This is a genomic window from Mycoplana ramosa (assembly GCF_041930185.1).
GTDB classification, from domain to species: domain Bacteria; phylum Pseudomonadota; class Alphaproteobacteria; order Rhizobiales; family Rhizobiaceae; genus Mycoplana; species Mycoplana ramosa.
On sequence record NZ_JBHEEW010000007.1, the window covers coordinates 75,059 to 99,274 of the forward strand.

The window sequence follows — 24,216 nt, forward strand, 5'->3', positions numbered from 1 at the left end:
GGCACGAAGTGGCATTAAGCCAATTGACAAAGCAAATAATCACGGATAAAAAATATCCACGATAGGAGGCGCTGATGAAACTCAGCGAAGGCGTCGAGCAGGCAATCCACAGCGTGGCGATGCTGGCGAATCTGTCGCCGGAGGGCGTGTTGTCGGCGGCTGCGTTGGCGGAATATCACGGCGTCTCCAGCAGTTATCTTTTGAAGCACCTGCAGGCGCTTTCAGGGGCCGGCATCCTGCAGACGATACCCGGTCCGCGCGGCGGATACCGCCTGGCGCGCGCGCCGGCGGAGATATCGTTGCTGGACATCATTCTGGCGGTGGAAGGGCCGGAGCCGGCCTTTCGCTGTCAGGAAATCCGCCAGCGTGGCCCAAGTCCGCTTCCGGCCCGATACATGACGCGTCCGTGCGAAATCAATGCCGCGATGTTGAAGGCGGAGAAGGCCTATCGGGCGGAACTGAAAAAAGTGTCGATCGCCGATGTCGGGGCCAAAGTGGCCGCCAGGGATGACGGCGCGATCGCGGCCCGAAGCTGTGCCTTTCTTGAGCTGCACGAGCGCAGGCAGCGCCCCTGACGACGGCTCCAAGTCTTTACCCAAGTCCCCAATCTAGGAGAAGGCAGATGCAAGCTCGTTTCAATATCGTCAAAGCCGCCCCGGAAGCCTACAAGGCGGTGGTCGCCCTCGAGGAATTCGTCCAGAACTCGGGTCTGGAGCGCCGCTTCATTCACCTGATCAAGCTGAGGGCATCGATCATCAATGGATGCGCCTACTGCGTCGACATGCACGTCAAGGAATCCCGGCATGACGGGTTGTCCGAACAATGGATCAACATGATGTCGGTGTGGAAGGAGTCGCCGGTCTATGACGCTCGCGAACGCGCGCTGCTGGGTTGGGTGGATGCCGTCACCAACATCGCCCAGACCGGGGCTCCGGATGATGCCTATGAAGCGCTGAAGGCGCATTTCTCCGAAGAGGAAATGACCAAGATCACCGTTGCGATCGGCACGATCAACGTCTGGAACCGGCTCGCGGTCGGCTTCCGCTCGCAGCATCCGCTCGACAAGCCGGCCAAGGCTGCCTGACGCGGTTGTACCCAACTGGCAAGGCTCGCCTGAGCCTTGCCGCCGTCTCAAGGCGTTCTTCGCGCCTTCACATGGCGATGTATCGGTCCGAACGGTGGTTGATCGTCAGGAACAGGTTCAGCGTCACGGCGCCGATCACCGAACAGAGGACGATGAAGGGGGCGGATACAGCAAAGGCCGCCGCCAGCACCACGAGGTCGAAGGCGAGTTGCACCAGCCCGGCCCGCCAGCCGAAGCGATCCTGCAGATAGACGGCGAGGACGCCGATGCCGCCGAGGCTTGCGCGGTGGCGGTAGAGGGCGAGCAGGCCATAGCCGAGCAGCAGTCCGGCCAGCAACGCGGCCCAGAGCGGTTCCAGCGTTTCGATCTTCAGGTAGCGCGGCTGGATTTCGGTGATCAGCGAGGTCAGGCCGACTGCGAGGAAGGACTTGATCGTGAACGCCCTGCCGAGGCGGCTCAGCGAAAGCGCGTAGAATGGCATGTTCAGCGCGGAGTAGTAGAGGCCAAAGCTGTAACCGGTGAGATAATGCAGGATGAAGGCAACACCGGCGATGCCGCCCGCGACTAGGCCGGCGCTGCCGATCAGGGTGAGCCCGAGAGCCGCGATCATGCTGCCCGTGAATATGCCTTGCGCATCTTCTAGCGGCGAGTGACGCGCGGGGGCAGGATTCCAGAAACCGAAGCGCCGCTTGTCGCCGCTCATTGGCATTTCCCTTTGATTTTGGATCGTTTCGTGTTTTGGGGACGGGTCGCCAGCGCCCGCGAACGCGGTCAGGCCCGCCGGCTGGCCAGGAACAGCCGGCCATGCACCGGTTCGCCGGCATCTTTGCGGATGACGGTCGCCTGGCTGACAAGAACGTCGAAGCCTGCTGCTGCAGCGCGCTCGCGCACATAGGCCTCGCCATGGGCGTAGCGCAGCGACGTGCGCAGAACATAGCCCTGGTCGGCGCCCGCGTCCTCCACCGAGAAGGCGAAGTGGCCGCCGGGGGCGATCAGGTTGGCGGTGTTGGCAAAGAGGGGGGTGAGTTCGCCGAGATACATCAGCACGTCGGCGGCACTGACAAGATCGGCCCGTCCGAATGGCAGGTCGGGGTCGAAGATGCCGCTCTCGAAGGGCGAGAGCGATAGATCGGCCTGGGCAAGCCGATCGTAAACCTGTTTCTCCCGCGCCTTGGCGAGCATGTTGGCGGAGAGATCAAAGCCCTCAAGGAAGGCAGCCCGCTCGCGGATCCGGATGCCGAAGAGGCCGGTGCCGCAACCGAGGTCGGCAACGCTTGAGAAGCGCGCCGACCGAATGTGCTCGAAGATGAGCGTGGCCAGTTTCTCGGGAACGCTGTAGTCGAGGCGTTCGACGAGGGCGGTCTCGAACCGCTCCGCGTAGTCGTCGAAGAGTTGTTCGACATAACGGCTCGGCGGTGCGCTCGGAACGACGCCTGCCCCCAGCACCGCAATTTTCAGCCCCGCACCGAACGGATCGGCCGGGGCCAGATCCAGCACTTTGGCAAGTCCAGCCGCAGCCGCCTCCTTCAGACCGGATTTCTCGGCATACTCCGCAAGACGGAACCAGCCCGCCGCCCAACGCGGGGCGAGTTCCAGCGCCTGTTCCATCAGTTCCCTTGCGCTCGCAAAATCGCCACTGCCCGCGAGTAAGCGGGCATAGTCGGCGCGGCGGTCGGCGAGCATATCGCCGGAGGAATGCTGCGTGGCGGCTGTCATGATGACGCGATTGGACTAGAGGTGGCATCGCTAATCTTCCAACAAGCGGCAAAACGCAAGCGGAATCGTCACGATTTTCGGCTGCCGGCCCTAAAAAAGCTTACCTTGCGGTTCTTGCAGCGTCGGCTTATGAGGCACGATGAAGCAACAGGAGCGAGCAGCATGTCGGATGGCGTGAACAGATTCCTCGGCGACACACCGCTGCGGGTGGCCGTAAAACTCTTGATCCTGTCCGTTGCACTCGGGTTCCTGATGTCGGTGTTCGGCCTCTATCCCGATGACATCCTGCGTGCCGTACGCGATTTCATCATCAATCTTTGGGAAAAGGGTTTCGCCGCTCTTGGCCAGGTTGGTGACTACCTCGTGCTCGGTGCGGTGATCGTCGTGCCGGTGTTCCTCCTTATCCGTATCCTGAGCTATAGACGCTGACATGACATTGAAGACGACGAATTCGCTCGGCCGCAGGGCCGTTCTCGGCGCCACGCTCGGCGCCTTCGCCGCCACCGTGGCCGGCTGTACGACCACGGACAAGATCGACGCCGGCGCGAATGCCAGCGACCAGACCGATGCGACGCTGGCGATGATCAACAAGCTGCGCCGCGATCGCGGGCTGGAGCCGCTGTCGCGCCATCCCGCCGCTGCAACGGCCGCCGTCGACCAGGCACGGCGCATGGCGTCGGCCGGCAAGATGGAGCACAACATCGGTCTCGGCGCCAATTTTGCCAAGCGGATGAAGGGCCACGCGGTGCCGTTGCCGGCGGCGGAAAACATCGCCGTGGGGCAGGCCGATGCGGCGCGCGCGTTCCAGGCCTGGGTGGATTCGCCCAAGCATCTCGCCAACATGCTGGGCCCGGGCTATCGCGGCCTGGGCGTGGCGGAGGCGCGAAATACCTCTTCAGGCAACCGGCCCTACTGGGCGATGGTGCTGTCGAGTTGAACTGGTCCGGCAGGTTCGCCGGCAATGCGCCAGAGGGCGGGTTGGACATGGACGCATCGCTCAGGGCAAGCGAAGGGGCAGGACCCTTTGACGTGACGCACCGCCTGGTGTTGTCGATCGCCATTCCGATGACGCTCGGCTTTCTCACCACGCCGCTGCTCGGCCTGACCAACACCGCGGTCGCCGGCCGTCTCGGCTCGGCAGAAGCGCTGGCGGGTCTGGCGGTCGGCGCGGTCCTCTTCGACCTGATACTGGGCAGCTTCAACTTCCTGCGGGCCTCGACCACGGGACTGGTCGCACAGGCTTTCGGTCGCGGTGACCGGAGCGAGGAGCAGGCCATCTTCTGGCGCGCATTGCTGATCGCGATCTGTTGCGGCTTGCTGATCGCGCTCGCCTCGCCCTTGCTGCTGAAGGCAGGTCTGGCGCTGATGGCGCCGCCGCCGGGCGTTGCGGCAGCAACGATCACCTACTTCTCGATCCGCATCCTGGCCGGGCCGATGGCGCTCGCCAACTACGCCCTGCTGGGCTTCGTTCTCGGGCGAGGGCAGGGGACGACCAGCCTGCTGCTGCAGGCGATCATCAACGGCATGAACATCACGCTCGCGATCGTGCTTGGTCTTGGCTATGGCTGGGGCGTGGCCGGCATCGCCATCGGCGCGCTGATCGGCGAGACCACCGGCATGCTGGTCGGCCTCGGTCTCGTTCTGCACCGCTTTCGGCGCGAGCACCGCCCGCCGAAGGGATCGATCTTCGCTGCCGCGCCAATGAAGGCGCTGTTTGCGCTCAATCGGGACATCATGATCCGGACCTTCGTGTTGCTGGCCGCCTTCACGCTGATGACGCGCATCGGTTCGTCGTTCGGCCCGCTGTCGCTGGCCGCCAACGCGGTGCTGATGAACATCTTCCTGGTCGCCGGCTACTATCTCGACGGCCTTGCCAACGCGGCCGAACAGATCGTCGGGCGGGCGATCGGTGCGGACCATCGGCCCGCCTTCGACCGGGCGGTCAGGCTGACGATGCTCTGGTCGTTCGGGCTGGGTGGCGCAACGGCGCTGCTCTTCCTCGTCTTCGGCACCGATGTCATCGCGCTCTTGACGACCACAGAGAGCGTCCGCGCGGAGGCTGCGTCCTACCTTCCCTGGGCGGCCTTGACCGCCGTCACCGGCGCTCTCGCCTTCCAGATGGACGGCGTTTACATCGGTGCGACCTGGTCGCGCACCATGCGCAATATGATGCTGGCGGCCTTTGTCGGCTATCTCGCAGCCCTTGCCGTGCTCGTGCCGCTCTTCGGCAATCACGGGCTCTGGCTGTCGCTGAACCTGTTTTTGGCCTTCCGCGGGATATTTCTGGCGGCACGTGTGCCGAAGCTTGCCGCTCAGATCTTTCGGTCGGCCCAATAGCCGTTGCGGCTGCCGCGGATGTCGCGGATCGAGGCAAGGCGTTCGCGGTCGCAAAGTTCCGACAGGCCCCGGACGATGGAGGCCGGCAAGCCCGGCCCGGCATAGACCATGCACGAATAAAGCTGGACGAGGTCGGCGCCGGCGCGGATCTTCTCCGCGGCCGTCTCCGCCGAGCTGACGCCGCCGACGCCAATGATCGGCAGCGCTTCGCCGACGCGCCTGCGCATCTTTGCAAGCACGATCGTGGATTTCTCGAACAGCGGCTTGCCAGACAGCCCTCCGGCCTCGGCGGCATGGGTCCGGTCGGTCAGCCCGTCGCGGGACAGCGTCGTGTTGGACACGATGAGGCCGTCGAGATCATGGGCGAGCGCAACATCGGCGATGTCGTCCAGCCCCTCTTCGGTCAGGTCCGGCGCGATCTTGAGAAAGACGGGGACATGGCGCCCGGTCCGTGCCGCCTGCTCGGAGCGTGCCGAAAGCACGGCAGACAAGAGCGCGGCGAGGCTTTCGCGCGCCTGCAGGTCGCGCAACCCCGGCGTATTCGGGGATGAGATGTTGGCGGTGAAGTAGTGCGCCACATCGTAGAAGGCGCGGATGCCGGCGACGTAATCGGCGATCCGGTCTTCGCTGTCCTTGTTGGCGCCGATGTTCACCCCGATCAAAGACTGCCGCGAGCAGTTTCTCAGCCGCTGGAGCGCGGCGGCATGGCCCTCGTTGTTGAACCCGAGCCGGTTGATGACCGCTTCGTCCGCCGTGAGCCGGAAGATGCGCGGCTTCGGGTTGCCGGACTGCGGCTTCGGCGTGACCGTGCCGATTTCGGCAAAACCGAATCCGAGCCGGATCAGGGCTTCTGGCACCTCTGCGTTCTTGTCGTAGCCGGCGGCCATTCCGAGCGGATTGGCAAAGCTGAGCCCGGCGATCGTCTGGTGCAGCCGGGGGTCAGGGCGAAGGCTGCAGGAGCGGACCAGGCCACTTTTCAGCGCGGCGATCGACAGGCCGTGTGCGGCTTCGGGATCGAACAGAAACAGCCCCTTGCGGGCGAGATCGGCCAGCGTCATGTCAGTCCATCTCCGGAAACACGTGCCGTCCATCGGCGCCGAGCGGCAGGGCCTTCTCCCAAAGCACCGCATCCAGAGGAAGCGCGCCGTAGAGATGGGGGAAGAGCTGGCCGCCGCGCGAGGGCTCGTAGACGAGCGCCTTGCCGAGCGCCGCGCCGTCGATTGCGACCAGCAGCAGGTCCGCCTGGCCGGCGAAGTGCTTCGCCGCCGTCTCAGGCGCCTGGGCTGCGGTAGAGAAATGGATGAAGCCATCGGCCAGGTCGACCGGCGCCCCCTCGAACACGCCCTTGGCGCGGGCCGCCTGCCACAGACCCGCCGGAACAATCTTGTATATCGTGTCGGACATGGCGCGCTTCTCTGCTTGTTGGAGTGGGCGTATTGTTCGGCCAGCGCATGCCGTTCGGATCGGACCCGGTCTGAAAGGAATACGTGGATGGCGCAGTAGCGCTTGCAGCATCGCCGCGGGAATGTCCACGGACAATTTCGTCGGGCGGAGCCGTTTTTAAGGAGGAAATCGGATGCGGACTTGGATTGCCGGCCTTGCGTTCATCCTGCCGCTCGTGATCGCAGGGGCATCGAACGCCGAAGGCGAGGGGCGCTACCAGATGGAGCGCAATGCCGATGGCTTCGTTCGACTTGATACCGTCACCGGCGAGATGTCGGTCTGCACGGAGGCCTCCGGTCAATTGACCTGTCGCATGGCTGCGGATGAGCGCGCCGCCTTCGAGCAGGAACTCGATCGGCTGACGAAGCGCGTGGAAGCGCTTGAGGAGGCACAACGATCCGGAGGGCTCGCAGACAAACCGCGCCTGCCGACCGACGAGGAGATTGACCGGACCATGGGCGTCATGGAAAGAATGATGCGACGCTTCATGGATATCGTGAAGACACTGGAGGGTGAGGAGGAAAAGACCAGCCCGCAGACGGACCAGATGCCAGACAAGACCTGAGCGCGACTGCATTGCAATGTCGCGTGCCGGGGCTGATCATGACTGTGCTCTTGGGAGGGGGCCCGCATGACGACAGGATTGACCATCATCATTGCCGATGACCATCCGCTCTTCCGGGGGGCGCTGAAGCAGGCCCTGCAGGGAATGGCGGACGAGCCGGAAGTCGTGGAAGCCGGCGATTTCGAGTCGGCGCGCGCGACGGCCGAACGGCATCCGAACGCTGATCTGATGCTTCTCGATCTGGCGATGCCCGGCGTAAGCGGGCTTTCCGGGTTGGTGATTCTGCGGTCGGAAATGCCGAGCCTGCCGGTCGTGATCGTCTCGGCCAGCGACGATGCGGCGACGATCCGGCGCGCGCTCGATCTTGGCGCTTCCGGGTTTATCTCGAAGTCCGCCTCGATCGATGAAATCCGCCAAGGGATTGCGACCGTCCTCGAAGGCAACATCTATACGCCCGACGGCTATGAGCGCGGCATCGAGCAGGACGCCGAGATCGGCGATCTGATCAACCGACTGCGTACACTGACGCCGCAACAATCGCGGGTCCTGTCGATGCTTGCGGAGGGGTTGCTCAACAAGCAGATCGCCTATGAGCTCGGCGTTTCCGAGGCGACGATCAAGGCGCATGTCTCAGCGATCCTCTTGAAACTGAACGTCGACAGCCGTACCCAGGCGGTCATCCAGTTCGGCAAGATCGGGGCCACGGTCGCCGTCGCCTGACGGGCGCGACACTGCACACGCTGCAGAGCGGGACCGCCGGGCCGACGCTGCTTTCGGGCCGGCGCTACTCGGCCGCGACCTTCAAATTCGCCAGCCGCGTCAGCCAGGCGCGCATCGAAGCCGGACGGACCGGCTTGTTCTGCAGGGTGATGTCGTTGCTTTCGGCCAGCGCTCGCACCTCGGCGGAACGATCGGCGGTGACGAGCAGGCCGGGAATATCGGAGCCGTGCGCTTCGCGCACGCGCGCTATCGCCGCGATCCCGGTGCCGTCACCCAGATGATAGTCGGCGATAATCGCACTTGGCGGCGCGCTGTGACCAGCTAGGAGCGCATCGATTGCGTCAAGCGAATCGGCCGTCACGACGTCGCAGCCCCAGCCGCTCAAGAGCAGTTGCATGCCGTCGAGGATCTTCGGTTCGTTGTCGATGCACAGCACCCGCAGTCCACGCAACTGCTCGCCGGCCGGGGGGCTTTCCTTGGTTGCCGGCGCCTTGCGACCGGTGGCGATGGTATCGATCGGCACGCGGACCCTGAAGCTTGTTCCCTTTCCCGGCGTCGACTGCAGGTCCACGGGATGACCGAGCACGCGGGAAATCCGGTCGACGATCGAAAGGCCGAGGCCGAGCCCGGGTGCGGTGCGGGCCCCTTCGTCAAGCCGGATGAACTCCTTGAAGACGGTGCGGAATTTCGATGAAGGAATGCCGATGCCGGAATCGAACACCTGGATGCTCGCGTGTCCGCGCCGCCGCCGCACGCCGACCAGCACCTTGCCGGAATTGGTGTACTTGATCGCGTTGGAGACGAGGTTCTGCACGAGGCGCCGCAACAGGTTCGGATCGCTCCGTACCGCAAGGGAGCTTGCCACGACCTTCAGCGTCAGGTTCTTCGCCCGCGCCATCGGCGCGAAGTCGGTCTCGATCCGCTTCAGCAAGTCGTCGAGGCGCACGGTTTCCAGGCGCGGCTTCATGGCCCCGGTGTCGAGGCGCGAAATGTCCAGCACCGCGCCAAGAATGGCTTCGACCGATTCTAGCGAGGAATCGATGTTCTGGATCAACTGCCGGTTCTCGGAGTCGCCAAGCCGCTCCACCAGCGACGTGGAATAGAGCCGGGCGGCATTGAGCGGCTGCAGAATGTCGTGTCCGGCGGCGGCGAAGAACCGTGTCTTGCCGAGATTGGCCTCCTCGGCGGCGGCACGTGCCTCGGCAAGCTCGGTGTTGACGCGCGTGAGTTCGGCCGTGCGTTCATCGACGCGAAGTTCCAGCGTCTCGTTTGCGAGCTTCAGCGCCCGGTCGGCTTCGACACGTTCGGTAATGTCGGTGAAGGTTGCGACGAACCCCTTGTCCGGGATGGCATTGGAGACGACTTCGACGATGCGGCGACCGCCCGACAGAACGAGTTGAAGCGGCTGGTCGAATTTCATGATGTCATCGAGGATCGCCCGCCGGTCGGCCGCGGCGACATGACCCTCCGTGACGAGGATGTCGACCACATCGGCGAGGGCGAAACCAACCTGGCCGACCTGTTCGGGCAGGTCGAGCAGCTCGCGGAACCGGCGATTCCACACCGTCAGATTGTTTGAGCTGTCGAAAACGGCGATGCCCTGGTTCATCTGGCCGAGGGCGGTCTGGAGTATGCCCTGATTGTACTGCAGCGCCTCGCTGGCCTGGTCAAGCAGCCAGCTGGTGTCGGCGGTGGTCTCATCGATCCGCTGCAGCGTAAGCGACAGGACAAGCCGCGCCGAGGACGAGCCGATCGCACTCCCGAGCACCTGTTCGGAGAAGTGGACGAGCGCGATGTCGGCGGGCTTATTGTCTTCGAGCCATCGGCCGGCTTGACGCTCATAGGTGTGGAACGAGCGTTCGGTCCGCTCCTCGCCAAGATAGGTGGCGACGGTGTTTTTCAGATCGCGGACAGTTACCTTCGTCTTGTTGCCGCGGAAGGCACGCTCAAGCTGGGGGCGCGAGTGGACGAAAATGTTTGCCTGCAGGCGCTCGATGTTCGTTGGATTGCGCGAAAGAGAGCCGATGATGAAAGCGCCGGTATTGACGAGCAGCGACAACACCGAGGCGGCGACCAGCGGATCGGCCCTTTCTCCGGAAAATACGCCCACGCCCGGTAGCAGAAATCCGAGGATCGACGTCGCCAGGCCGGTATTTTCGGTCAGGCCGAGGCTCGGCAGGAAGAGCAGGTAGGCCCAGACCAGCAGGCCGGAAATCATGCCGGCAATCGCGCCCCGGGCGTTGGCCTGGCGCCAGACGAGGCCGCCGAGCAGGGCCGGCGCCACCTGGGCGATTGCGGCAAAGGCCAGCAGACCGATCGAGGCCAGGCCGGCGCTCGAGGTGGAAAACCGGTAGTAGGCATAGCCGAGCAGCAGAACGAAGAAGATCGCAAGCCTTCGAACGCGCAACAGCGTCCGTGTCAGGTCTTCTTGCGGCTCGGCCTTGCCGATCAGGTTGCGCCGAAGGACGACGGGGATGACGATGTCGTTGGAGATCATGATCGACAGCGCCACGCATTCGACGATCACCATTGCCGTCGCCGCCGAAAACCCGCCGATGAAGGAGACGAGCGTCAGAACCGGATGCCCCTGCGCCAGCGGCAGCGCCAGCACGTAGAGATCGGCGTCGCCGAGCCCCTGGAAGGTGAGCACGCCGCCGATCGCCACCGGCAGCACGAAAAGGTTGATCGCCAGAAGATAGAGCGGAAACAGGAAGCGAGCGGTGCGCAGTTCCCCGGCCGTCCGGTTTTCCACCACGGTCACGTGGAACTGCCGCGGCAGCATGATGATGGCGAAGGCCGACAGCACGATCAGGAGCAGCCATCGCGCCACCGGCGTCTCGTACGTCAATGCCGCCATGACGCGCTGGCTCTCGGCGGCACGCAACCAGAGATCGCCCAGCCCGTCGAACATGAAGTAAACGACGTAGATGCCGACCGTTGCGAAGGCGACAAGCTTGACGACCGATTCCATCGAGATCGCCAGGATCAGGCCGTCCTGATGTTCGGTGGCGTCCGTGTGCCGGGTGCCGAAGATCACGGCGAAACAGGCGAGGAACAAGGAGACGATCAGCGGCAGGTCGATGATGGAACGGCTTTCGGCGAAGCCGTAGTCGTAGAAATCGACCACGACCTTGACCGAACTGGACACCGCCTTCAGTTGGAGGGCGATGTAGGGAATGGCCCCGATGAGCGCGATGAGCGCGACGATGGCTGCCACGCCCGAGCTCTTTCCGTAGCGTGCGCCGACGAAATCGGCCACCGAGGTCAGGCGCTCGGACTTTGCCAGTCCGACGATCCGGCGGATCAGCGGCAGCCCCAACGTGAACATCAGGATCGGGCCGATGTAGATCCCGAGGAATTCCGGCCCCTGGACGCTGGCAAGGCCGACGCCGCCGAAATAGGTCCAGGAGGTGCAATAGATGGCCAGGCTGAGCGCGTAGACCAGCGGCCGGCCGCGGGTGGCCGCGTCCGATTGGCGCGTCTTCCTGTCGCCGTAGGTGGCCACCGCGAAGAGCAGCAGCAGATAGGCGAAGGCCGCGGCGAAGATGGTCCAGCCGGGCAGCATGCATCCTCCCAGATCAACGGGACCTCTGCCCGCCACCCGGCACCATAGGCCATTCAAACGACAATGAAAATCGGACGCGGCTTAGCCTAAGGTCCCATAGAAGCCGGAATGGTTGCAGGATCGGCCGCAGCGCGCAAAGGGTGTTCCATGCGATGGAAAACTGCACTAGGTTGGAAATGCACGCAGCAACAGGAGAGGCACATGCTTAACGAATTCAAGGCGTTTATCGCCCGCGGCAATGTGATGGATCTCGCCGTCGGCGTGATCATCGGTGCGGCCTTCAGCAAGATCGTCGATTCAGTCGTCAACGACCTGGTCATGCCGATCGTCGGCGCTCTGACGGGCGGCGGCTTCGACTTCTCCAACTATTTCCTGCCGCTGTCCTCGACAGTCACCGCGAGCACGCTCGCCGCTGCGCGCGAGCAGGGCGCGGTGTTCGCCTACGGCAGTTTCATCACCGCCCTGATCAACTTCCTGATCCTCGCGTGGATCATCTTCCTGATGATCAAGGGCGTGAACCGTTTGCGCGCCAGTGTTGAGCGTCAGAAGGCGGCAGAAGCGGCGCCGCCGCCGGAAGATGTCCAGTTGCTGACGGAAATCCGCGACCTCCTGAAGGCGCGACCGTCGGTGTGAACCCGCGCAAGGCCTTGGCAGGACCGGGGCGGCGCCCCGCCTTCATCACCGAAATCGATCGGAGCGTCAGATAAACTGGCGTGTTCGCGCACGGAAATTCCGCTACAGATCGACCGGAGACGGTCGGCCGGCACCGAACGCGAGCCGCCCGCAGCGGAGAAGTGATGAACATTGTCAACAGCCTGAGCCCGCGGGCGCTGCAAGCGCCGGAAAGCGGCATCGTCGAACTTGTGAACTATGCGCGCGGTCGTGAGGGGCTCATCCCGCTCTGGGTCGGCGAAGGCGACCTGCCCACGCCTTCCTTCATCTCCGACGCGGCGATAGAGGCCTTGAGAGGCGGCGAAACCTTTTACACCTGGCAGCGCGGGATACCGGAGTTGCGCCAGGCGCTCTCGCGCTACTACGAGCGCCAGTTCGGCCGCGTGTTATCGCCCGAACACTTCTACGTGGTCGGCTCCGGCATGCAGGCGATCCAACTGGCGCTGCAGGCGCTGGCGTCCGCCGGCGACGAGATGGTCTATCTGAGCCCGGCCTGGCCGAATTTCGCCGCAGCGGCTGAGATTGCCGGGATCCGGCCGCTGGCCGTCCCGCTGGCGTTCACCGGCGGGCGCTGGCAACTGGATCTGGCGCGACTGGAGGCGGCGATAACGCCCAGGACGAAGGCGCTCTTCATCAATACGCCCTCAAACCCGACCGGCTGGACCGCGACGCGCGACGACCTCGAGGCCATTCTCGAAATCGCGCGCCGCCGCGACCTGTGGATCATGGCCGACGAGATCTACTCGCTCTACTTCTATGCCGGCGGCAGGGCGCCGTCCTTCCTCGATGTGATGGAGGAAGGCGACCGCATCGTCTTCGTCAACTCGTTCTCGAAGAACTGGTCGATGACCGGCTGGCGCGTCGGCTGGATCGTTGCGCCGCCCGAGATGGGACAGGTCATCGAGAACCTCGTCCAGTACTCGACCTCCGGCGTGGCGCAATTCATGCAGAAGGGCGCGATCGCCGCCCTCGACCTAGGCGACGAATTCGTCCGGTCCAACATCGAGAAAGCGACCCGCTCGCGCGATCTTCTGTGCGATGCATTGATCGCCACGAACCGCGTCGAGACATTGAAGCCCGATGGGGCGATCTACGCCTTCCTGAAGATCGACGGCGTCGATGACGTGCGCAAGACGGCCCTCGACATCGTCGACAAGACCGGCGTGGGGCTCGCGCCGGGCACGGCTTTCGGCGAGGGTGGTTCGCTCTTCATGCGTGCCTGTTTCCTGCGCGATCCCGCTCAGGTCGCCGAAGCCGCCGATCGGCTGTCGCGCTACATCGCGTCGCTCTAAAAACCGCCGCATTGCTATTTCAACGCCATCCCGCTTTTATGCGCGGAATTTGCATGAGATTCGGAAGGGGACCCCCATGGCGGTACTGGTAACTGGAGGCGCAGGCTATATCGGCTCGCACATGGTCTGGGCGCTGTGTGATGCCGGCGAAGAGGTCGTCGTTATCGACCGTCTCTCCACTGGCTTCCGCTGGGCGGTGGCCCCCGAGGCCCGCTTCTACGAAGGCGACATCGCCGACCGCGAATTGCTGCAGCGGATTTTCGCGGAGAACCGCATCGATGCCATCATCCACTTCGCCGGTTCGATCATCGTGCCTGAATCGGTCGCCGATCCGCTCAGCTACTATGAAAACAACACCGCCAAGTCGCGCGCCCTGATCGCCGCGGCCGTGGAGGCGAAGGTGCCCCACTTCGTCTTTTCATCCACCGCTGCGGTTTACGGCACGCCGGACACGGCCGATCCGGTCGAGGAGACGGCGCCGCTGCGACCGGAATCCCCCTACGGCGCTTCGAAGCTGATGACGGAGATCATGTTGCGCGATACCGCGCTCGCCCATGATTTCACCTACACGGCACTGCGCTACTTCAATGTCGCTGGCGCCGATCCGCGCGGCCGCACGGGCCAGTCGACGAAAGGGGCGACCCATCTGATCAAGGTCGCCGCGGAGGCCGTGCTCGGAAAGCGGCAGGGCATGGATGTCTTCGGTACGGATTACCCCACGCCGGACGGAACCTGCATTCGCGACTACATCCACGTCAGCGACCTGGCGAACGCTCATCTGAAGGCACTTGAACGCATGCGCGCCGGCGGCGGCTCGATCGTCGCCAACTGCGGCTATGGTCGCGGTTTCTCGGTGCTGGAGGTACTGAACCGGGTCAAGGAGGTTGCGGGGGTGGACTTTCCTGTGCGGATCTCCGGCCGGCGCCCGGGCGATGCCGTCTCGATCGTCGCCAACCCCGCGGTGGCGATGCAGGAGTTGAACTGGCAGCCGAAACACGACGATCTTGCCTTCATCGTCCGCACCGCGCTTGACTGGGAAGATCACCTCGCGCGCCGCAACCAGATCTGACGCGCGCGGCGCCGCCAGGCGCGGCGTCTTACTCGCCGAGACGCTCCGCCTCATAGGCGATCGAATGCTGGATCAGCCTGTTCCACAGATCGTCGTAGAACATTTCGTCGAGGCCCAAGCGGCGCGCGTTTTCACGCGCATTGGCGCGGACCTCCTCGACGCGGGCCGGAATGTCGGCCTTCAGGCCAAGGACAGCCTTGATCTCCGCAGCGCGGCCAATAAAGGTCCAGCGCTCGGCGAACAACTGCATCAGGGCGCAGTCGATGCGGTCGATGTTTTCGCGGATTTCCGCCATGGTCCGGCAGTCGGCTGCTGTCTCTGGCATTTCCTGTCTCCACTCTTGTTTGCGTGCGCGCGCCTCGCGGTCGTCGCGGTTGGCTGTAACAAAGCGGGAGGAGAGAGGAAAGATGAAAGCGCCTGCGGGCGGCGGCGGCGTGCCACATAGGGACCGCGCGAAAGACAGGGAGGGTGCGGTCCTGTTCCTGTTTTCCGGCGGTCCCGTATGCTGGCCAAGGACAACCTAGAATACGAAGCTTGAGCGAGCCTTAAATTAACAGGCACTAAAGGGTTGCATTTGGAGTGGCGGGCTTACCTTAGGTGAGGCGAGTGGGCCGCTTGCAGGGGTGCAGCGACGGAACGGCAGCAGGACACCGCCGCCTCAAGCGCCCAGCGCGACTTTGATGACAAGGCCGACAAGGGCGACGGCTGCGACGCCGGCGATCCAAAGGCCTGCAAACCACATAAGCTTTCGACCGGCTCCGCCCGCCGCCATCAGTGATATCCTTCTTCCGGATCCATCTTGCCGCGAAAGACCCAGTAGGCATAGGCCGTATAGGTCAGGATGATTGGCACCAGCACGATGGTGCCGACGAGCAGAAAGACCAGGCTCTCCTCCGGTGCCGCGGCTTCCCAGATCGTCAGCGAGGTGGGGACGATGTAGGGGTAGAAACTGATCCCGATGCCGGCAAAGCCGAGTATGAACAGGCCGAGCGCCGCGAGGAAGGGCTGGCTGTCGTGTTCGCTGCGCAAGCCGCGAAGCAGAAGGAGAAAACACCCCAGCACGAGCAGGGGAACGATCACGCTGAAGATGGCGGTCGGCCAGCCGAACCAGCGATTGAGGTAGGCGGGCTCGAGGAAGGGTGTCCAAAGGCTGAAGACACCCATCGCGACAAGCGTTCCGATTGCAGCGCGAAGCGCATGAACGCGGGCGCGCGCAGCAAGGTCGCCGGTTGTCTTCATCACCAGCCAGGTGGAGCCGAGCAGCGCGTAACCGACCAGTAGCGCCACGCCGGTGGCGATCGAGAACGGTGTCAGCCAGTCCCACCAGCCGCCGGCATAGGTCCGGTTTTCAACCGGGATGCCCTGGACCAGAGCGCCGAGCGCGATCCCCTGGGCAAAGGTGGCGACCATGGAGCCGCCGGCGAAGGCGCCGTCCCAGAGGAACTCGGCGCGCCGGGTCCGCCACCGGTACTCGAACGCGACACCTCGAAAGATCAGCCCGAGCAGCATCGCGATGAGCGGCATGTAGAGGGCCGGCAGGATCGTTGCATAGGCGAGCGGAAAGACGGCCATCAGCCCGCCGCCGCCCAGCACCAGCCAGGTTTCGTTGCCGTCCCAGACGGGTGAGACCGAGTTCATCATCACGTCGCGGTCGTGCTTTTCTGGAAAGAAGGGGAAGAGGATGCCGACACCGAGATCGAACCCGTCGAGAACGACATAGGCCAAGACCGCAAAGGCGATGATCGCGGCCCAGATGAAGGGAAGGTCGATCGTCATGGCGCGCTCCCCTTGTGGCTTTGCGCCGGCGTGATGCCGGCCGAGCGAATCGGACCCTCCTCCAGCTCCGGCATCGGGTCTCGCGGCAGGCGCGCCATCAGGCGCAGGATGTAGAAGGTGCCGGCGCCGAAAACGAGGAAGTAGACGATGACGAAGGCCGTCAGCGAGGTTGCCACCGCGGGGGCATCGACCGGCGAGTGCGATTGCGCCGTCAACAACTGCCCGTACACGGTATAGGGTTGCCGGCCGACCTCGGTCGTCACCCAGCCGCAAAGGACGGCCACGAACCCCGCCGGCCCCATCAGGACCGCGGCGCGATGCAGCCAGCGGTTCGAGGCGAGAGTTCCACGCCAGCGGCACCACAGCGACCATCCCCCGATGCCGAGCAACGCAAAGCCGATTGCGACCATGACGCGGAAGGACCAGAAGATGACCGCGACCGGCGGTTCCAGTTCGTCGGGCACGGTGTCTAGCCCGTCGAGTGGCGCATCGAGACTGTGCTTGAGGATGAGGCTGGAGAGTTTCGGGATTTCGATCGCGTAGTCCACCCGCTTTTCCGCCTCGTTGGGAATGCCGACGAGGATGAGCGGCGCGCCGTTCGGATGGCTCTGGAAGTGGCCCTCCATGGCCATGATTTTCGTCGGCTGGTGTTCGAGCGTGTTGAGGCCGTGCAGGTCGCCGGCAAAGATCTGGATCGGCGCGACGATCGCCGCCATCCACATGGCCATCGAGAACATGGTGTACGAGCGACGGTAGGCCGTGTTCTCCAGCAGGTGCCACGCGCCGACACCGCCGACCACGAAGGCGGTGGTCAGGTAGGCGGCGAGCACCATGTGCACGAGCCGGTAGGGGAAGGACGGACTGAAAATGATCGTCCACCAGTCCGTTGGAACGAACTGTCCGGCGCCATTCATGGCGAACCCGACGGGGGTTTGCATCCAGGAGTTCGCCGCGAGGATCCAGGTGGCCGAGATCAGCGTGCCGAGCGCCACCATGCAGGTGGCCAGGAAGTGCAACCCGGGACCGACCCGATTCAGTCCGAACAGCATGATGCCGAGGAAGCCGGCTTCGAGGAAGAAGGCCGTCAACACCTCGTAGCCCATCAACGGCCCGATGATCGGACCGGTCTTGTCCGAGAACACGGCCCAGTTCGTGCCAAACTGGTAGGTCATGACGATGCCCGACACCACGCCCATGCCGAAGGCGAGCGCGAAGATCGTCTTCCAGAAGTTGAACAGCTCCAGATAGACCTCGTCCTTCTTCCAGAGCCAAAGGCCGTTGAGTACCGCCAGGTAGCTGGCCAGGCCGATCGAGAAGGCCGGAAAGATGATATGGAACGACACCGTGAAGGCGAATTGGAGGCGGGCCAGCAGAGCGGTGTCGAACATCATGCATCCTTCCTCGGCCAGTCGGGGCGGGCGAAAGCAAGCCGCGGGTCGGTGCGGACATACAATGAATGTGGCGCGGAGCGGGGAAACGTCAATTCCGAGGGGAACGACAGGTTGTCGCACGTTATCGCGTGAAGGAACGTCGGCGGGGCGCGTGCGACGCTCTGCGCCAGCATTCGCAAGGATGCTCGGCGCAAGCGCTCACTTCAGGGGCATTTGCCGCCCGCGCTCCTGCCCTCCTTGGCGCTCGACGCAGCGCCCATCGGTCACAGCGCACGGTCTTTTCCCGATCGATCCGGACTTCATCCGGGCGTAACCACCATTGTCCGGCCATTCGTCGACCTGGACGAAATGGGGTAAGCCGAAGCTTTGCGGAAAGGCGGAGGCAGCGATTGCGGACACCGCCAGAACCGCAGCGGCAACGACAAGGCGTTTCATATCGAGGTCCTCGGCGCAAAGGCCCCGTGCCGCGTGTGGGGCAGTTCACTGTATTTTAATAAAGCCTGATATAAAAGGATCATTGACCTAAGCGCGATCCGTCCAAGGCAGTGCAGCGAAGCGCCGGTCAGAGGTCGTCGAAGGATGCCCCGCCCGACGGAGCGGGTGAGAAAACGTCTGATCTGATTGCGGGACCAACGTTCTCTCGTCGGTACGAAGGGGCCCCGATCAACCGCCAGCCGCAGGCGGTCATTCGGGGACCGATGTCAGCGCGTGCGGGATCAGTTCTTCTGCGATCCCGCTTGAACCGGTTTGGCGGAAGGGTCGGCGCAGCGCCGCACCGTCTTGACGCCGAACTTGCAAGTCTGCAATTCGACCGAGCCGGTCATGGTATTGTCTATCATGCTTTCATTGGACGCGATGATCGGATCTCCGAACCTTGCGCGATCAAAATCTGCGGTCACTGCAAATGCACCAGTGGCCGAAACGGCCACGACAGCAATCGATACAACGAATGTCTTCATGGTGAGGTCCTTTGATTGCGGGGAACATCGGACATCCTCGTGCAGCAAACGAATCATATGCGCCAAAGGCGGGTTGTGTTAAGTGGGGTGTCAAACGAAGAATCGTCACGTTTTAGTGATCGCTGAAAAATGGCGAGCCGATCTGGTCCCTCCAAGCCGCAAAGACCGCCGTGCGCCTACGTCGAACGGATGGGCGTGCCCCAGGCGGGCCGTGAAAATGGAGCCGCTTCCGGTTTCGCCTACCTCAAAAGAAAAGCGGCGCATTCTTTAGCGCCGCTGTTACAAAGGATAGCCCTTACCCGGTCTCAGGCCGGCCTGAGATAGCTCTCGGCGAGCTCCGTCCAGAAGGCGGCGCCGATTGGCAATAGGTCGTCGTTGAAGTTGAAGCCGGGATGATGCAGCGGCTTTTCCTGGTCCGACACCTTGGCGCCGAGGAAGAAGTAGCTGCCGGGGCGCTCCTTCAGCATGTAGGCGAAGTCTTCGCTGCCCATGAACGGTCGCGGCAGATCGACCACCTGGTCGGCGCCGGCGAAGCGGATGGCGAGATCGCGCAGCAGGTCGGTTTCGGCCTTGTGGTTGACGGTGGCGTCATAGCTGCGCCGGTAGTCGACCGTCGCCGTCATCGCGTAGCTTTCGGCCTGACGCTCGGCGATCAGGCGGATTCGACGTTCCAGCTCGTCGCGGACGCCGGGATCGAAGGACCGGATGCCGACGACGATTTCGGCCCGCTCCGGGATGATGTTGCTGGCCGAACCGCTGTGAAAAGAGCCCACGGTGACGACAGTCGGGTCGAGCGGATGGATGTTGCGCGATACGATCGACTGCAGCGCCATGATGATCGAGGCGCCGGCGACGATCGGATCGGCCGTGTCCTGCGGCTCGGCCCCATGGCCACCGCGACCGTTGACCGTGATGCGCGCCTCGTCGACGGCGGCCATGATCGGCCCGTCTCGCAAGGCGAACTGGCCGAAGGGCAGGCCCGGCTCGTTGTGAAGCGCAAAGACGGCATCGCACGGGAAGCGGTCGAACAGGCCTTCCTCCACCATGATCTTCGCGCCGCCGAAATTCTCTTCCGCCGGCTGGAAGATCAGGTGGACCGTGCCGTCGAAGTTCTTCCGCTCCGCAATCGCCCGTGCCGCACCGAGCAACATGGCCGTGTGGCCGTCGTGGCCGCAGGCGTGCATCAGGCCGGGCGTCTTGCTCGCGTAGGGCAGGCCGGTCTCCTCGTGGATCGGCAGGGCGTCGATGTCGGCACGAATGCCGATCGATTTGCGGCTGCTGCCGTTCGACAGCGTTGCCACCAGGCCGGTCTTCGCCAGTCCGCGCGTCACCTTGTAGCCATAGCTTTCCAGATGCCGTGCGATCACGTCCGAGGTGCGCACTTCCTCCAGCCCGAGTTCCGGATGGGCATGCAGGTCATGGCGGATGGCGACCAGTTCCGGGATGGCATTGGTGAGGGAAGCGCGAATGTTCATGTCAGGCACCACGAGTTGGGATCTTGTTTTCGAGATAGCGGAACCCGACAACGAGGATCGCTGTCAAGCAAAGATAGATCAGCGCCAGCAGGAGCAGGGGCTCGTAGGTCAGGTAGGTCATCTGCCGGACCTTGGAAATCACGGCATAGACGTCGATGACGGTGATGGTGGCGACCAGCGGGGTCGATTTCAGCTGCAGCACCGTCTCGCCGTTCAGCGTCGGCAGCGCCCGATGGATTGCGCGCGGCAGCCAGATGCGGCGGAAGACCTTCCAGCGGCTCATGCCATAGGCACGGGCGGCCTCCAGCTCGCCTGCGGGCACGCCGGCGAAGGCGCCGCGCATCACCTCGCCCTCATAGGCGGCGAACGAGATCGTCAGGGCCGCGACGCCATAGGGCCAGGCCTCGCGCAGATAGGGCCAGAGAAAGGACTCCCGGATCGCCGGGAACTGCGGAAACAACGACCCCAGGCCGTAGTAGAGCAGCCATAGCTGAAGCAAGAGCGGCGTGCCGCGGATGACCGTGCAGAAGCCTCTGGCGAGCATCTTCAGCGGCCAGGGACCGGTGACCTGCACGAGGCCGATTGGCAGGGCGAAGAGAAAGCCGAGAATGCAGGTGCTGAAAAGCATCAGCAGCGTGACGCCGACGCCGGCCAGCAGCCGGCCACCATACTCCGGCACCCAGTCCCAGCGCATGAACCAGACGACGCAGAAAACCATGATTGCCGCGACGGCCATCAGCGCGATCCGGTGCGGCTTGAAAAAGCTCTGCCGGTTCGGCAGCTCGGTGAGCGCCATGGCGTCGATCGTGTTGCCCTCGCTCATCATGCCGCCGCCACCATGCCGCGGCGTGCGCGGGCTTCAATCATGCGGATGAGCACGTTCGAGACGAGCGTGAGGGCTAGATAGAGGGCACCGGCGGCGCAGAAGAACAGCAGATATGCCTTGGTGCTGCCGGCCGCCTGGCGCGTCACCAGCGTCAACTCGCTGAAGCCGACGACGGCGAGCAGCGCGGTGTCCTTTGTAGCGATCAGCCAGAGATTGGAGAGGCCGGGGATGGCATGCGGCAGCATGGCGGGCAGCGTCACGCGCCGCATGATCTGGCCGGGCGACATGCCGAAGGCGCGGGCAGCCTCGATCTGCCCGGCCGGCACGGCCTTGATCGCCCCGCGCAGCACCTCGGTCGAATAGGCGCCCTGCACGACGCCGATGACAAAGATGCCGGCCGCAAGCCCGCTGATGTCGACGGGGCCGGAGCCGATCGCCGACATCAGTTGGTTCAGCAGATCCGTGCCCGCATAGTACAGGAGCAGGATCAGCACGAGTTCCGGAATGGCCCGCACGAGGGTCGTGTAGACCTCGAGCAGATCCTTCAGCACGGGTCCGCCATAGAGCTTGCCGAAGGCGCCGCCGGTTCCGAGCGCGAGCCCGAGTGCATAGCCGCCGACCGCGATCTTGATCGAATTGAGAAGCCCCCCGAGAAGCACGCCGCCCCAGCCGGGCGGGTCGAGCGCCAGGAGGCTCCAATTGATCAAACTACCGGGATCGGTCGCCATGAACCTTGTATCCGTATCAATCCGGCCGGTCGCCCGGCGGAAGCATCGTTGACAGTATCAGAAAGCCGCGCCGCGCTTCTTGCGGCGCGGGTCGTGACAGATCATTCGCCGTAGATGTCGAAGCTGAAGTACTTCTTCGAGAACTCGGCGTAGGTGCCGTTATCGCGGATCGCCTTGATAGCAGCGTTGAGCTTGGCCTTCAGGTCATCCTCGCCCTTGCGCAGCCCGATGCCGGTGCCGACGCCCAGGATCGCCGGATCGTCCTTCACAACGCCCTTCATCTCGCAGCACGCCTTGCCTTCCTCCGTCTTGAGGAAGTCTTCGAGCGGAATCAGATCGGCCTGGATCGCGTCGATGCGCCCGGCGACCAGATCCTGGTTCGCCTCGTCCTGTGTCTGGTAGATCTTCACGGTCGAGCCATTGCCGCTGAAATACGTGTTTGCGTAGACTTCCTGCGTGGTCGAGACCTGAACGCCGATCGTCTTTCCGGCGAGGCCTTCCGGCGTGGGTTCGAACGAAACCCCCTTCGTGCCGATGACGCCGCTCGGGGTCTTGTAGTACCGATCGGTGAAATCGATGGTTTTCATCCGTTCTTCGGTGATCGTCATCGAGCCGATGATGACGTCGATCTTCTTCGACGTCAGCGCCGGAATGATGCCGTCCCACGCGACCGGGGTCAGGACGCAGTCGAGCTTGGCTTCGGCGCACAGCGCCTTTTGAAAGTCGATCTCCCAACCTTGCCAGTTGCCCGTTGAATCCGGCGAGGTGAACGGCGGATAAGGTTCGGCCGCCAGGCCGACCTTGATCGTTTCCGCGGCTGCGGCGCCTGCGGCACCGATTCCAAGCGCGGCTGCCATCGCCAGGATTTTCGCAGTCTTTTTCATGCTGTTCCCTTGTTTTGAGCAGTTCAAAGGTCGCGGGGCTGGCGCGCATCCCTCCCGACGCGCGCCAGCCGACAGGGATCAGCCGCCGTAGACGTCGAAGTCGAAGTACTTCTTGGTGATGGCATCATAGGTGCCGTTTTCACGGACCGCCTTGATCGCGGCGTTGAGCTTGGCTTTCAGTTCATCTTCGCCCTTGCGCAGACCGACGCCGACACCGGCACCGAGGATGGCCGGATCATCCTTGACGAGCCCCTTGAGCTCGCAGCAGTCCTTGCCCTGTTCGGTCTTCAGGAAGTCGCTGAGCGCGATGGAGTCGGCCTGGACGGCGTCGAGGCGGCCGGCGGCCAAGTCATTGTTGGCTTCGTCCTGGGTCTGGTATTCCTTCAGCGTCGACGTCGCGCCGAAATAATGGTTGGCGTAGGCTTGGTGAATGGTCGCAACCTGCACGCCGATCGTCTTTCCGGCCAGGCTCTCCGGAGTTGCGTCGAATGCTACCCCCTTGGGACCGATGATGCCGGTGGGCGTGTTGTAGTACTTGTCGGAGAAGTCGATCGTCTTCTGGCGTTCGGCCGTGATCGACATCGAGCTCATGATCATGTCGATCTTGCCGGAGGTGAGCGCCGGGATGATGCCGTCCCAGGCCACCGGGGTCAGCACGCATTCAAGCTTGGCCTCGGCGCAGACCGCGTTCATGAAGTCCACTTCCCAGCCTTCCCACTTGCCGGCGGCATCGGGTGCGGTGAACGGCGGATAGGGCTCGGCGGCAACACCGACCTTCAGCTCCGCGGCGGCGGCGCCGGTGATACCCGCCAGGCCGAGGACGGCGGCCAGTGCGATTGTTTTCAAGGCAGTCTTCATGCTTTTTCCCCTCTGTTGGTTATTTATACTTTCAGTGGATGGAGCTGATAAACTTCTTCAATCGTTCCGATTTCGGTGCGCCGAAGATCTCTTCGGGCGGGCCCTGCTCCTCGATCACGCCATTGGCAAGAAAGACGATGTGGTTGGCCACGTTGCGGGCAAACTTCATCTCGTGCGTCACGAGGATCATCGTGCGCTTTTCCTTCGCCAGGTCGCCGATGACGGTCAGCACCTCTCCCACCAGTTCCGGATCGAGCGCCGAGGTCGGCTCGTCGAAGAGCATCACGTGCGGCTGGACGGCGAGCGCCCGGGCGATTGCCGCGCGCTGCTGCTGGCCGCCGGACAGGAAGGCGGGGTAGGCGTCGCGTTTCTCGAACAGGCCGACGCGGCGAAGGATCGCCTCGGCGCGCTCGATCGCCTGGGCCTTCTGCTCGCCCAATACATGCACGGGCGCCTCGATGACGTTTTCGAGGATCGTCATGTGCTGCCAGAGATTGAAGCTTTGGAACACCATTCCGAGCCGCGAGCGGATGCGCTGCACCTGCTTCCGGTCGGCCGGAATGAGGCCGCCATGGCCGTCCTTCTTCATCGCGATCGTTTCGCCGTGGATCGTCACGGAGCCGGCGCTCGGAAGCTCCAGCATGTTGATGCAGCGAAGGAATGTGGACTTGCCGGAACCGGATCCACCGATGATGGCGATGACGTCGCCTTCGCGTGCCGTGAGGGAAACCCCTTTTAGGACCTCGAGCGGTCCGAAGCGCTTGTGCAGGTTTTCGACTGCGATTGCCTCGGCGCGATCCGTCATCGGACAGATTTCTCCGCACGGCAGAACACGGCATGACTCATGCGCATTTCT

Annotated in this window: 25 protein-coding genes; 10 read left to right on the forward strand and 15 right to left on the reverse strand. The window is 63.7% G+C overall.

Annotated features, from left to right (window positions below; all coding sequences use genetic code 11):
- The first annotated feature begins 74 nt into the window (after window positions 1-74).
- Window positions 75-575 carry an RrF2 family transcriptional regulator gene (locus JNC62_RS10695; RefSeq protein WP_374838566.1) on the forward strand — a complete coding sequence of 167 codons (501 nt, stop codon included), beginning with the start codon at window positions 75-77 and terminating at the stop codon, window positions 573-575.
- A 47-nt stretch (window positions 576-622) separates the two neighbouring features.
- Window positions 623-1,084, forward strand: coding sequence for a carboxymuconolactone decarboxylase family protein (locus JNC62_RS10700; RefSeq protein ID WP_374838568.1), 462 nt, complete (start codon window positions 623-625; stop codon window positions 1,082-1,084).
- A gap of 67 nt (window positions 1,085-1,151) precedes the next feature.
- Here JNC62_RS10700 and JNC62_RS10705 read toward each other — a convergent pair whose 3' ends face one another.
- Together JNC62_RS10705 and JNC62_RS10710 are read right to left on the reverse strand one after the other, a co-directional pair.
- A complete protein-coding gene (locus tag JNC62_RS10705; RefSeq protein WP_374838570.1) occupies window positions 1,152-1,787 on the reverse strand; it encodes a DUF6198 family protein in 636 nt (211 codons plus the stop codon).
- 68 nt (window positions 1,788-1,855) lie between these two features.
- On the reverse strand, window positions 1,856-2,800 hold the full coding sequence (locus JNC62_RS10710) for a class I SAM-dependent methyltransferase (protein WP_374838572.1): 945 nt from the start codon (window positions 2,798-2,800) through the stop codon (window positions 1,856-1,858).
- A gap of 162 nt (window positions 2,801-2,962) precedes the next feature.
- Between JNC62_RS10710 and JNC62_RS10715 the strand changes: the two genes are divergently transcribed.
- The 3 genes from JNC62_RS10715 to JNC62_RS10725 are packed head-to-tail and all read left to right on the forward strand — an operon-like array spanning window position 2,963 to window position 5,137.
- Window positions 2,963-3,229 carry a DUF6460 domain-containing protein gene (locus tag JNC62_RS10715; RefSeq protein ID WP_374838574.1) on the forward strand — a complete coding sequence of 89 codons (267 nt, stop codon included), beginning with the start codon at window positions 2,963-2,965 and terminating at the stop codon, window positions 3,227-3,229.
- Window position 3,230: 1 nt separating this feature from the next.
- Window positions 3,231-3,737 carry a CAP domain-containing protein gene (locus tag JNC62_RS10720; RefSeq protein WP_374838576.1) on the forward strand — a complete coding sequence of 169 codons (507 nt, stop codon included), beginning with the start codon at window positions 3,231-3,233 and terminating at the stop codon, window positions 3,735-3,737.
- 47 nt (window positions 3,738-3,784) lie between these two features.
- Window positions 3,785-5,137, forward strand: a complete 1,353-nt coding sequence (locus JNC62_RS10725; RefSeq protein WP_374838578.1) for an MATE family efflux transporter — start codon at window positions 3,785-3,787, stop codon at window positions 5,135-5,137.
- Here JNC62_RS10725 and JNC62_RS10730 read toward each other — a convergent pair.
- Both JNC62_RS10730 and JNC62_RS10735 read right to left on the reverse strand, forming a co-directional pair.
- Complete coding sequence (locus JNC62_RS10730) at window positions 5,113-6,195, reverse strand: quinone-dependent dihydroorotate dehydrogenase (protein WP_374838580.1); 1,083 nt, start codon at window positions 6,193-6,195, stop codon at window positions 5,113-5,115. The genes JNC62_RS10725 and JNC62_RS10730 overlap by 25 nt on opposite strands.
- A 1-nt stretch (window position 6,196) precedes the next feature.
- Window positions 6,197-6,541 carry a DUF952 domain-containing protein gene (locus JNC62_RS10735; RefSeq protein WP_374838582.1) on the reverse strand — a complete coding sequence of 115 codons (345 nt, stop codon included), beginning with the start codon at window positions 6,539-6,541 and terminating at the stop codon, window positions 6,197-6,199.
- Between the two features lie 172 nt (window positions 6,542-6,713).
- Here JNC62_RS10735 and JNC62_RS10740 point away from each other — a divergent pair, with 172 nt between their 5' ends.
- Window positions 6,714-7,145, forward strand: a complete 432-nt coding sequence (locus JNC62_RS10740; RefSeq protein ID WP_374838584.1) for a hypothetical protein — start codon at window positions 6,714-6,716, stop codon at window positions 7,143-7,145.
- A 66-nt stretch (window positions 7,146-7,211) separates the two neighbouring features.
- Window positions 7,212-7,865, forward strand: a complete 654-nt coding sequence (locus tag JNC62_RS10745) for a response regulator (RefSeq protein WP_374838585.1) — start codon at window positions 7,212-7,214, stop codon at window positions 7,863-7,865.
- 64 nt (window positions 7,866-7,929) lie between these two features.
- Here the strand turns inward: JNC62_RS10745 and JNC62_RS10750 are convergent, their stop codons facing one another.
- Window positions 7,930-11,430: a NahK/ErcS family hybrid sensor histidine kinase/response regulator gene (locus JNC62_RS10750; protein WP_374838586.1), complete on the reverse strand. Its 3,501-nt coding sequence runs from the start codon at window positions 11,428-11,430 to the stop codon at window positions 7,930-7,932.
- A 201-nt stretch (window positions 11,431-11,631) separates the two neighbouring features.
- On the opposite strand from JNC62_RS10750, the gene mscL reads away from it, so the two are divergent.
- The 3 genes from mscL to galE all read left to right on the forward strand — a co-directional run bounded on the left by mscL (window position 11,632) and on the right by galE (window position 14,463).
- Window positions 11,632-12,063, forward strand: coding sequence for a large conductance mechanosensitive channel protein MscL (gene mscL, locus JNC62_RS10755; RefSeq protein ID WP_374838588.1), 432 nt, complete (start codon window positions 11,632-11,634; stop codon window positions 12,061-12,063).
- Between the two features lie 164 nt (window positions 12,064-12,227).
- On the forward strand, window positions 12,228-13,394 hold the full coding sequence (locus tag JNC62_RS10760; RefSeq protein WP_374838590.1) for a pyridoxal phosphate-dependent aminotransferase: 1,167 nt from the start codon (window positions 12,228-12,230) through the stop codon (window positions 13,392-13,394).
- A gap of 76 nt (window positions 13,395-13,470) precedes the next feature.
- Window positions 13,471-14,463 carry a UDP-glucose 4-epimerase GalE gene (gene galE / locus JNC62_RS10765; RefSeq protein ID WP_374838592.1) on the forward strand — a complete coding sequence of 331 codons (993 nt, stop codon included), beginning with the start codon at window positions 13,471-13,473 and terminating at the stop codon, window positions 14,461-14,463.
- A gap of 28 nt (window positions 14,464-14,491) precedes the next feature.
- Here the strand turns inward: galE and JNC62_RS10770 are convergent, their stop codons facing one another.
- The 10 genes from JNC62_RS10770 to JNC62_RS10815 all read right to left on the reverse strand — a co-directional run bounded on the left by JNC62_RS10770 (window position 14,492) and on the right by JNC62_RS10815 (window position 24,165).
- Window positions 14,492-14,788: a chorismate mutase family protein gene (locus JNC62_RS10770; protein ID WP_374838594.1), complete on the reverse strand. Its 297-nt coding sequence runs from the start codon at window positions 14,786-14,788 to the stop codon at window positions 14,492-14,494.
- A 446-nt stretch (window positions 14,789-15,234) separates the two neighbouring features.
- Window positions 15,235-16,239, reverse strand: coding sequence for a cytochrome d ubiquinol oxidase subunit II (cydB, locus tag JNC62_RS10775; protein ID WP_374838596.1), 1,005 nt, complete (start codon window positions 16,237-16,239; stop codon window positions 15,235-15,237).
- Window positions 16,236-17,630, reverse strand: coding sequence for a cytochrome ubiquinol oxidase subunit I (locus JNC62_RS10780; protein ID WP_374838598.1), 1,395 nt, complete (start codon window positions 17,628-17,630; stop codon window positions 16,236-16,238). The genes cydB and JNC62_RS10780 overlap by 4 nt, the downstream gene beginning before the upstream one ends.
- A gap of 716 nt (window positions 17,631-18,346) precedes the next feature.
- A complete protein-coding gene (locus JNC62_RS10785; protein ID WP_374838600.1) occupies window positions 18,347-18,589 on the reverse strand; it encodes a hypothetical protein in 243 nt (80 codons plus the stop codon).
- Window positions 18,590-18,894: 305 nt separating this feature from the next.
- Entirely contained in the window at window positions 18,895-20,064 is a 1,170-nt protein-coding gene (locus tag JNC62_RS10790; RefSeq protein WP_374838602.1) for a M20 aminoacylase family protein, read from the reverse strand.
- A 1-nt stretch (window position 20,065) separates the two neighbouring features.
- A complete protein-coding gene (locus JNC62_RS10795; protein WP_374838604.1) occupies window positions 20,066-20,887 on the reverse strand; it encodes an ABC transporter permease in 822 nt (273 codons plus the stop codon).
- A complete protein-coding gene (locus tag JNC62_RS10800) occupies window positions 20,887-21,618 on the reverse strand; it encodes an ABC transporter permease (RefSeq protein WP_374838606.1) in 732 nt (243 codons plus the stop codon). The genes JNC62_RS10795 and JNC62_RS10800 overlap by 1 nt, the downstream gene beginning before the upstream one ends.
- A 101-nt stretch (window positions 21,619-21,719) precedes the next feature.
- A complete protein-coding gene (locus JNC62_RS10805) occupies window positions 21,720-22,502 on the reverse strand; it encodes a transporter substrate-binding domain-containing protein (RefSeq protein ID WP_374838608.1) in 783 nt (260 codons plus the stop codon).
- A gap of 78 nt (window positions 22,503-22,580) precedes the next feature.
- Window positions 22,581-23,360 carry a transporter substrate-binding domain-containing protein gene (locus tag JNC62_RS10810; protein ID WP_374838610.1) on the reverse strand — a complete coding sequence of 260 codons (780 nt, stop codon included), beginning with the start codon at window positions 23,358-23,360 and terminating at the stop codon, window positions 22,581-22,583.
- Between the two features lie 31 nt (window positions 23,361-23,391).
- Entirely contained in the window at window positions 23,392-24,165 is a 774-nt protein-coding gene (locus JNC62_RS10815) for an ABC transporter ATP-binding protein (RefSeq protein WP_374838612.1), read from the reverse strand.
- Window positions 24,166-24,216: the final 51 nt, after the last annotated feature.

Bases quoted from the DNA above. Each gene is read 5' to 3' on its own strand.
- JNC62_RS10700 (WP_374838568.1), top strand. From the start codon at position 623: ATGCAAGCTCGTTTCAATATCGTCAAAGCCGCCCCGGAAGCCTACAAG.
- galE (WP_374838592.1), top strand. From the start codon at position 13,471: ATGGCGGTACTGGTAACTGGAGGCGCAGGCTATATCGGCTCGCACATG.
- JNC62_RS10715 (WP_374838574.1), top strand. From the start codon at position 2,963: ATGTCGGATGGCGTGAACAGATTCCTCGGCGACACACCGCTGCGGGTG.
- JNC62_RS10730 (WP_374838580.1), bottom strand. From the start codon at position 6,195: ATGACGCTGGCCGATCTCGCCCGCAAGGGGCTGTTTCTGTTCGATCCC.
- JNC62_RS10790 (WP_374838602.1), bottom strand. From the start codon at position 20,064: ATGAACATTCGCGCTTCCCTCACCAATGCCATCCCGGAACTGGTCGCC.
- JNC62_RS10810 (WP_374838610.1), bottom strand. From the start codon at position 23,360: ATGAAGACTGCCTTGAAAACAATCGCACTGGCCGCCGTCCTCGGCCTG.
- JNC62_RS10815 (WP_374838612.1), bottom strand. From the start codon at position 24,165: ATGACGGATCGCGCCGAGGCAATCGCAGTCGAAAACCTGCACAAGCGC.
- cydB (WP_374838596.1), bottom strand. From the start codon at position 16,239: ATGACGATCGACCTTCCCTTCATCTGGGCCGCGATCATCGCCTTTGCG.
- JNC62_RS10750 (WP_374838586.1), bottom strand. From the start codon at position 11,430: ATGCTGCCCGGCTGGACCATCTTCGCCGCGGCCTTCGCCTATCTGCTG.
- JNC62_RS10795 (WP_374838604.1), bottom strand. From the start codon at position 20,887: ATGAGCGAGGGCAACACGATCGACGCCATGGCGCTCACCGAGCTGCCG.
- JNC62_RS10780 (WP_374838598.1), bottom strand. From the start codon at position 17,630: ATGATGTTCGACACCGCTCTGCTGGCCCGCCTCCAATTCGCCTTCACG.
- JNC62_RS10740 (WP_374838584.1), top strand. From the start codon at position 6,714: ATGCGGACTTGGATTGCCGGCCTTGCGTTCATCCTGCCGCTCGTGATC.
- JNC62_RS10770 (WP_374838594.1), bottom strand. From the start codon at position 14,788: ATGCCAGAGACAGCAGCCGACTGCCGGACCATGGCGGAAATCCGCGAA.
- JNC62_RS10805 (WP_374838608.1), bottom strand. From the start codon at position 22,502: ATGAAAAAGACTGCGAAAATCCTGGCGATGGCAGCCGCGCTTGGAATC.
- mscL (WP_374838588.1), top strand. From the start codon at position 11,632: ATGCTTAACGAATTCAAGGCGTTTATCGCCCGCGGCAATGTGATGGAT.
- JNC62_RS10785 (WP_374838600.1), bottom strand. From the start codon at position 18,589: ATGAAGACATTCGTTGTATCGATTGCTGTCGTGGCCGTTTCGGCCACT.
- JNC62_RS10710 (WP_374838572.1), bottom strand. From the start codon at position 2,800: ATGACAGCCGCCACGCAGCATTCCTCCGGCGATATGCTCGCCGACCGC.
- JNC62_RS10725 (WP_374838578.1), top strand. From the start codon at position 3,785: ATGGACGCATCGCTCAGGGCAAGCGAAGGGGCAGGACCCTTTGACGTG.
- JNC62_RS10745 (WP_374838585.1), top strand. From the start codon at position 7,212: ATGACGACAGGATTGACCATCATCATTGCCGATGACCATCCGCTCTTC.
- JNC62_RS10800 (WP_374838606.1), bottom strand. From the start codon at position 21,618: ATGGCGACCGATCCCGGTAGTTTGATCAATTGGAGCCTCCTGGCGCTC.
- JNC62_RS10695 (WP_374838566.1), top strand. From the start codon at position 75: ATGAAACTCAGCGAAGGCGTCGAGCAGGCAATCCACAGCGTGGCGATG.
- JNC62_RS10735 (WP_374838582.1), bottom strand. From the start codon at position 6,541: ATGTCCGACACGATATACAAGATTGTTCCGGCGGGTCTGTGGCAGGCG.
- JNC62_RS10720 (WP_374838576.1), top strand. From the start codon at position 3,231: ATGACATTGAAGACGACGAATTCGCTCGGCCGCAGGGCCGTTCTCGGC.
- JNC62_RS10760 (WP_374838590.1), top strand. From the start codon at position 12,228: ATGAACATTGTCAACAGCCTGAGCCCGCGGGCGCTGCAAGCGCCGGAA.
- JNC62_RS10705 (WP_374838570.1), bottom strand. From the start codon at position 1,787: ATGAGCGGCGACAAGCGGCGCTTCGGTTTCTGGAATCCTGCCCCCGCG.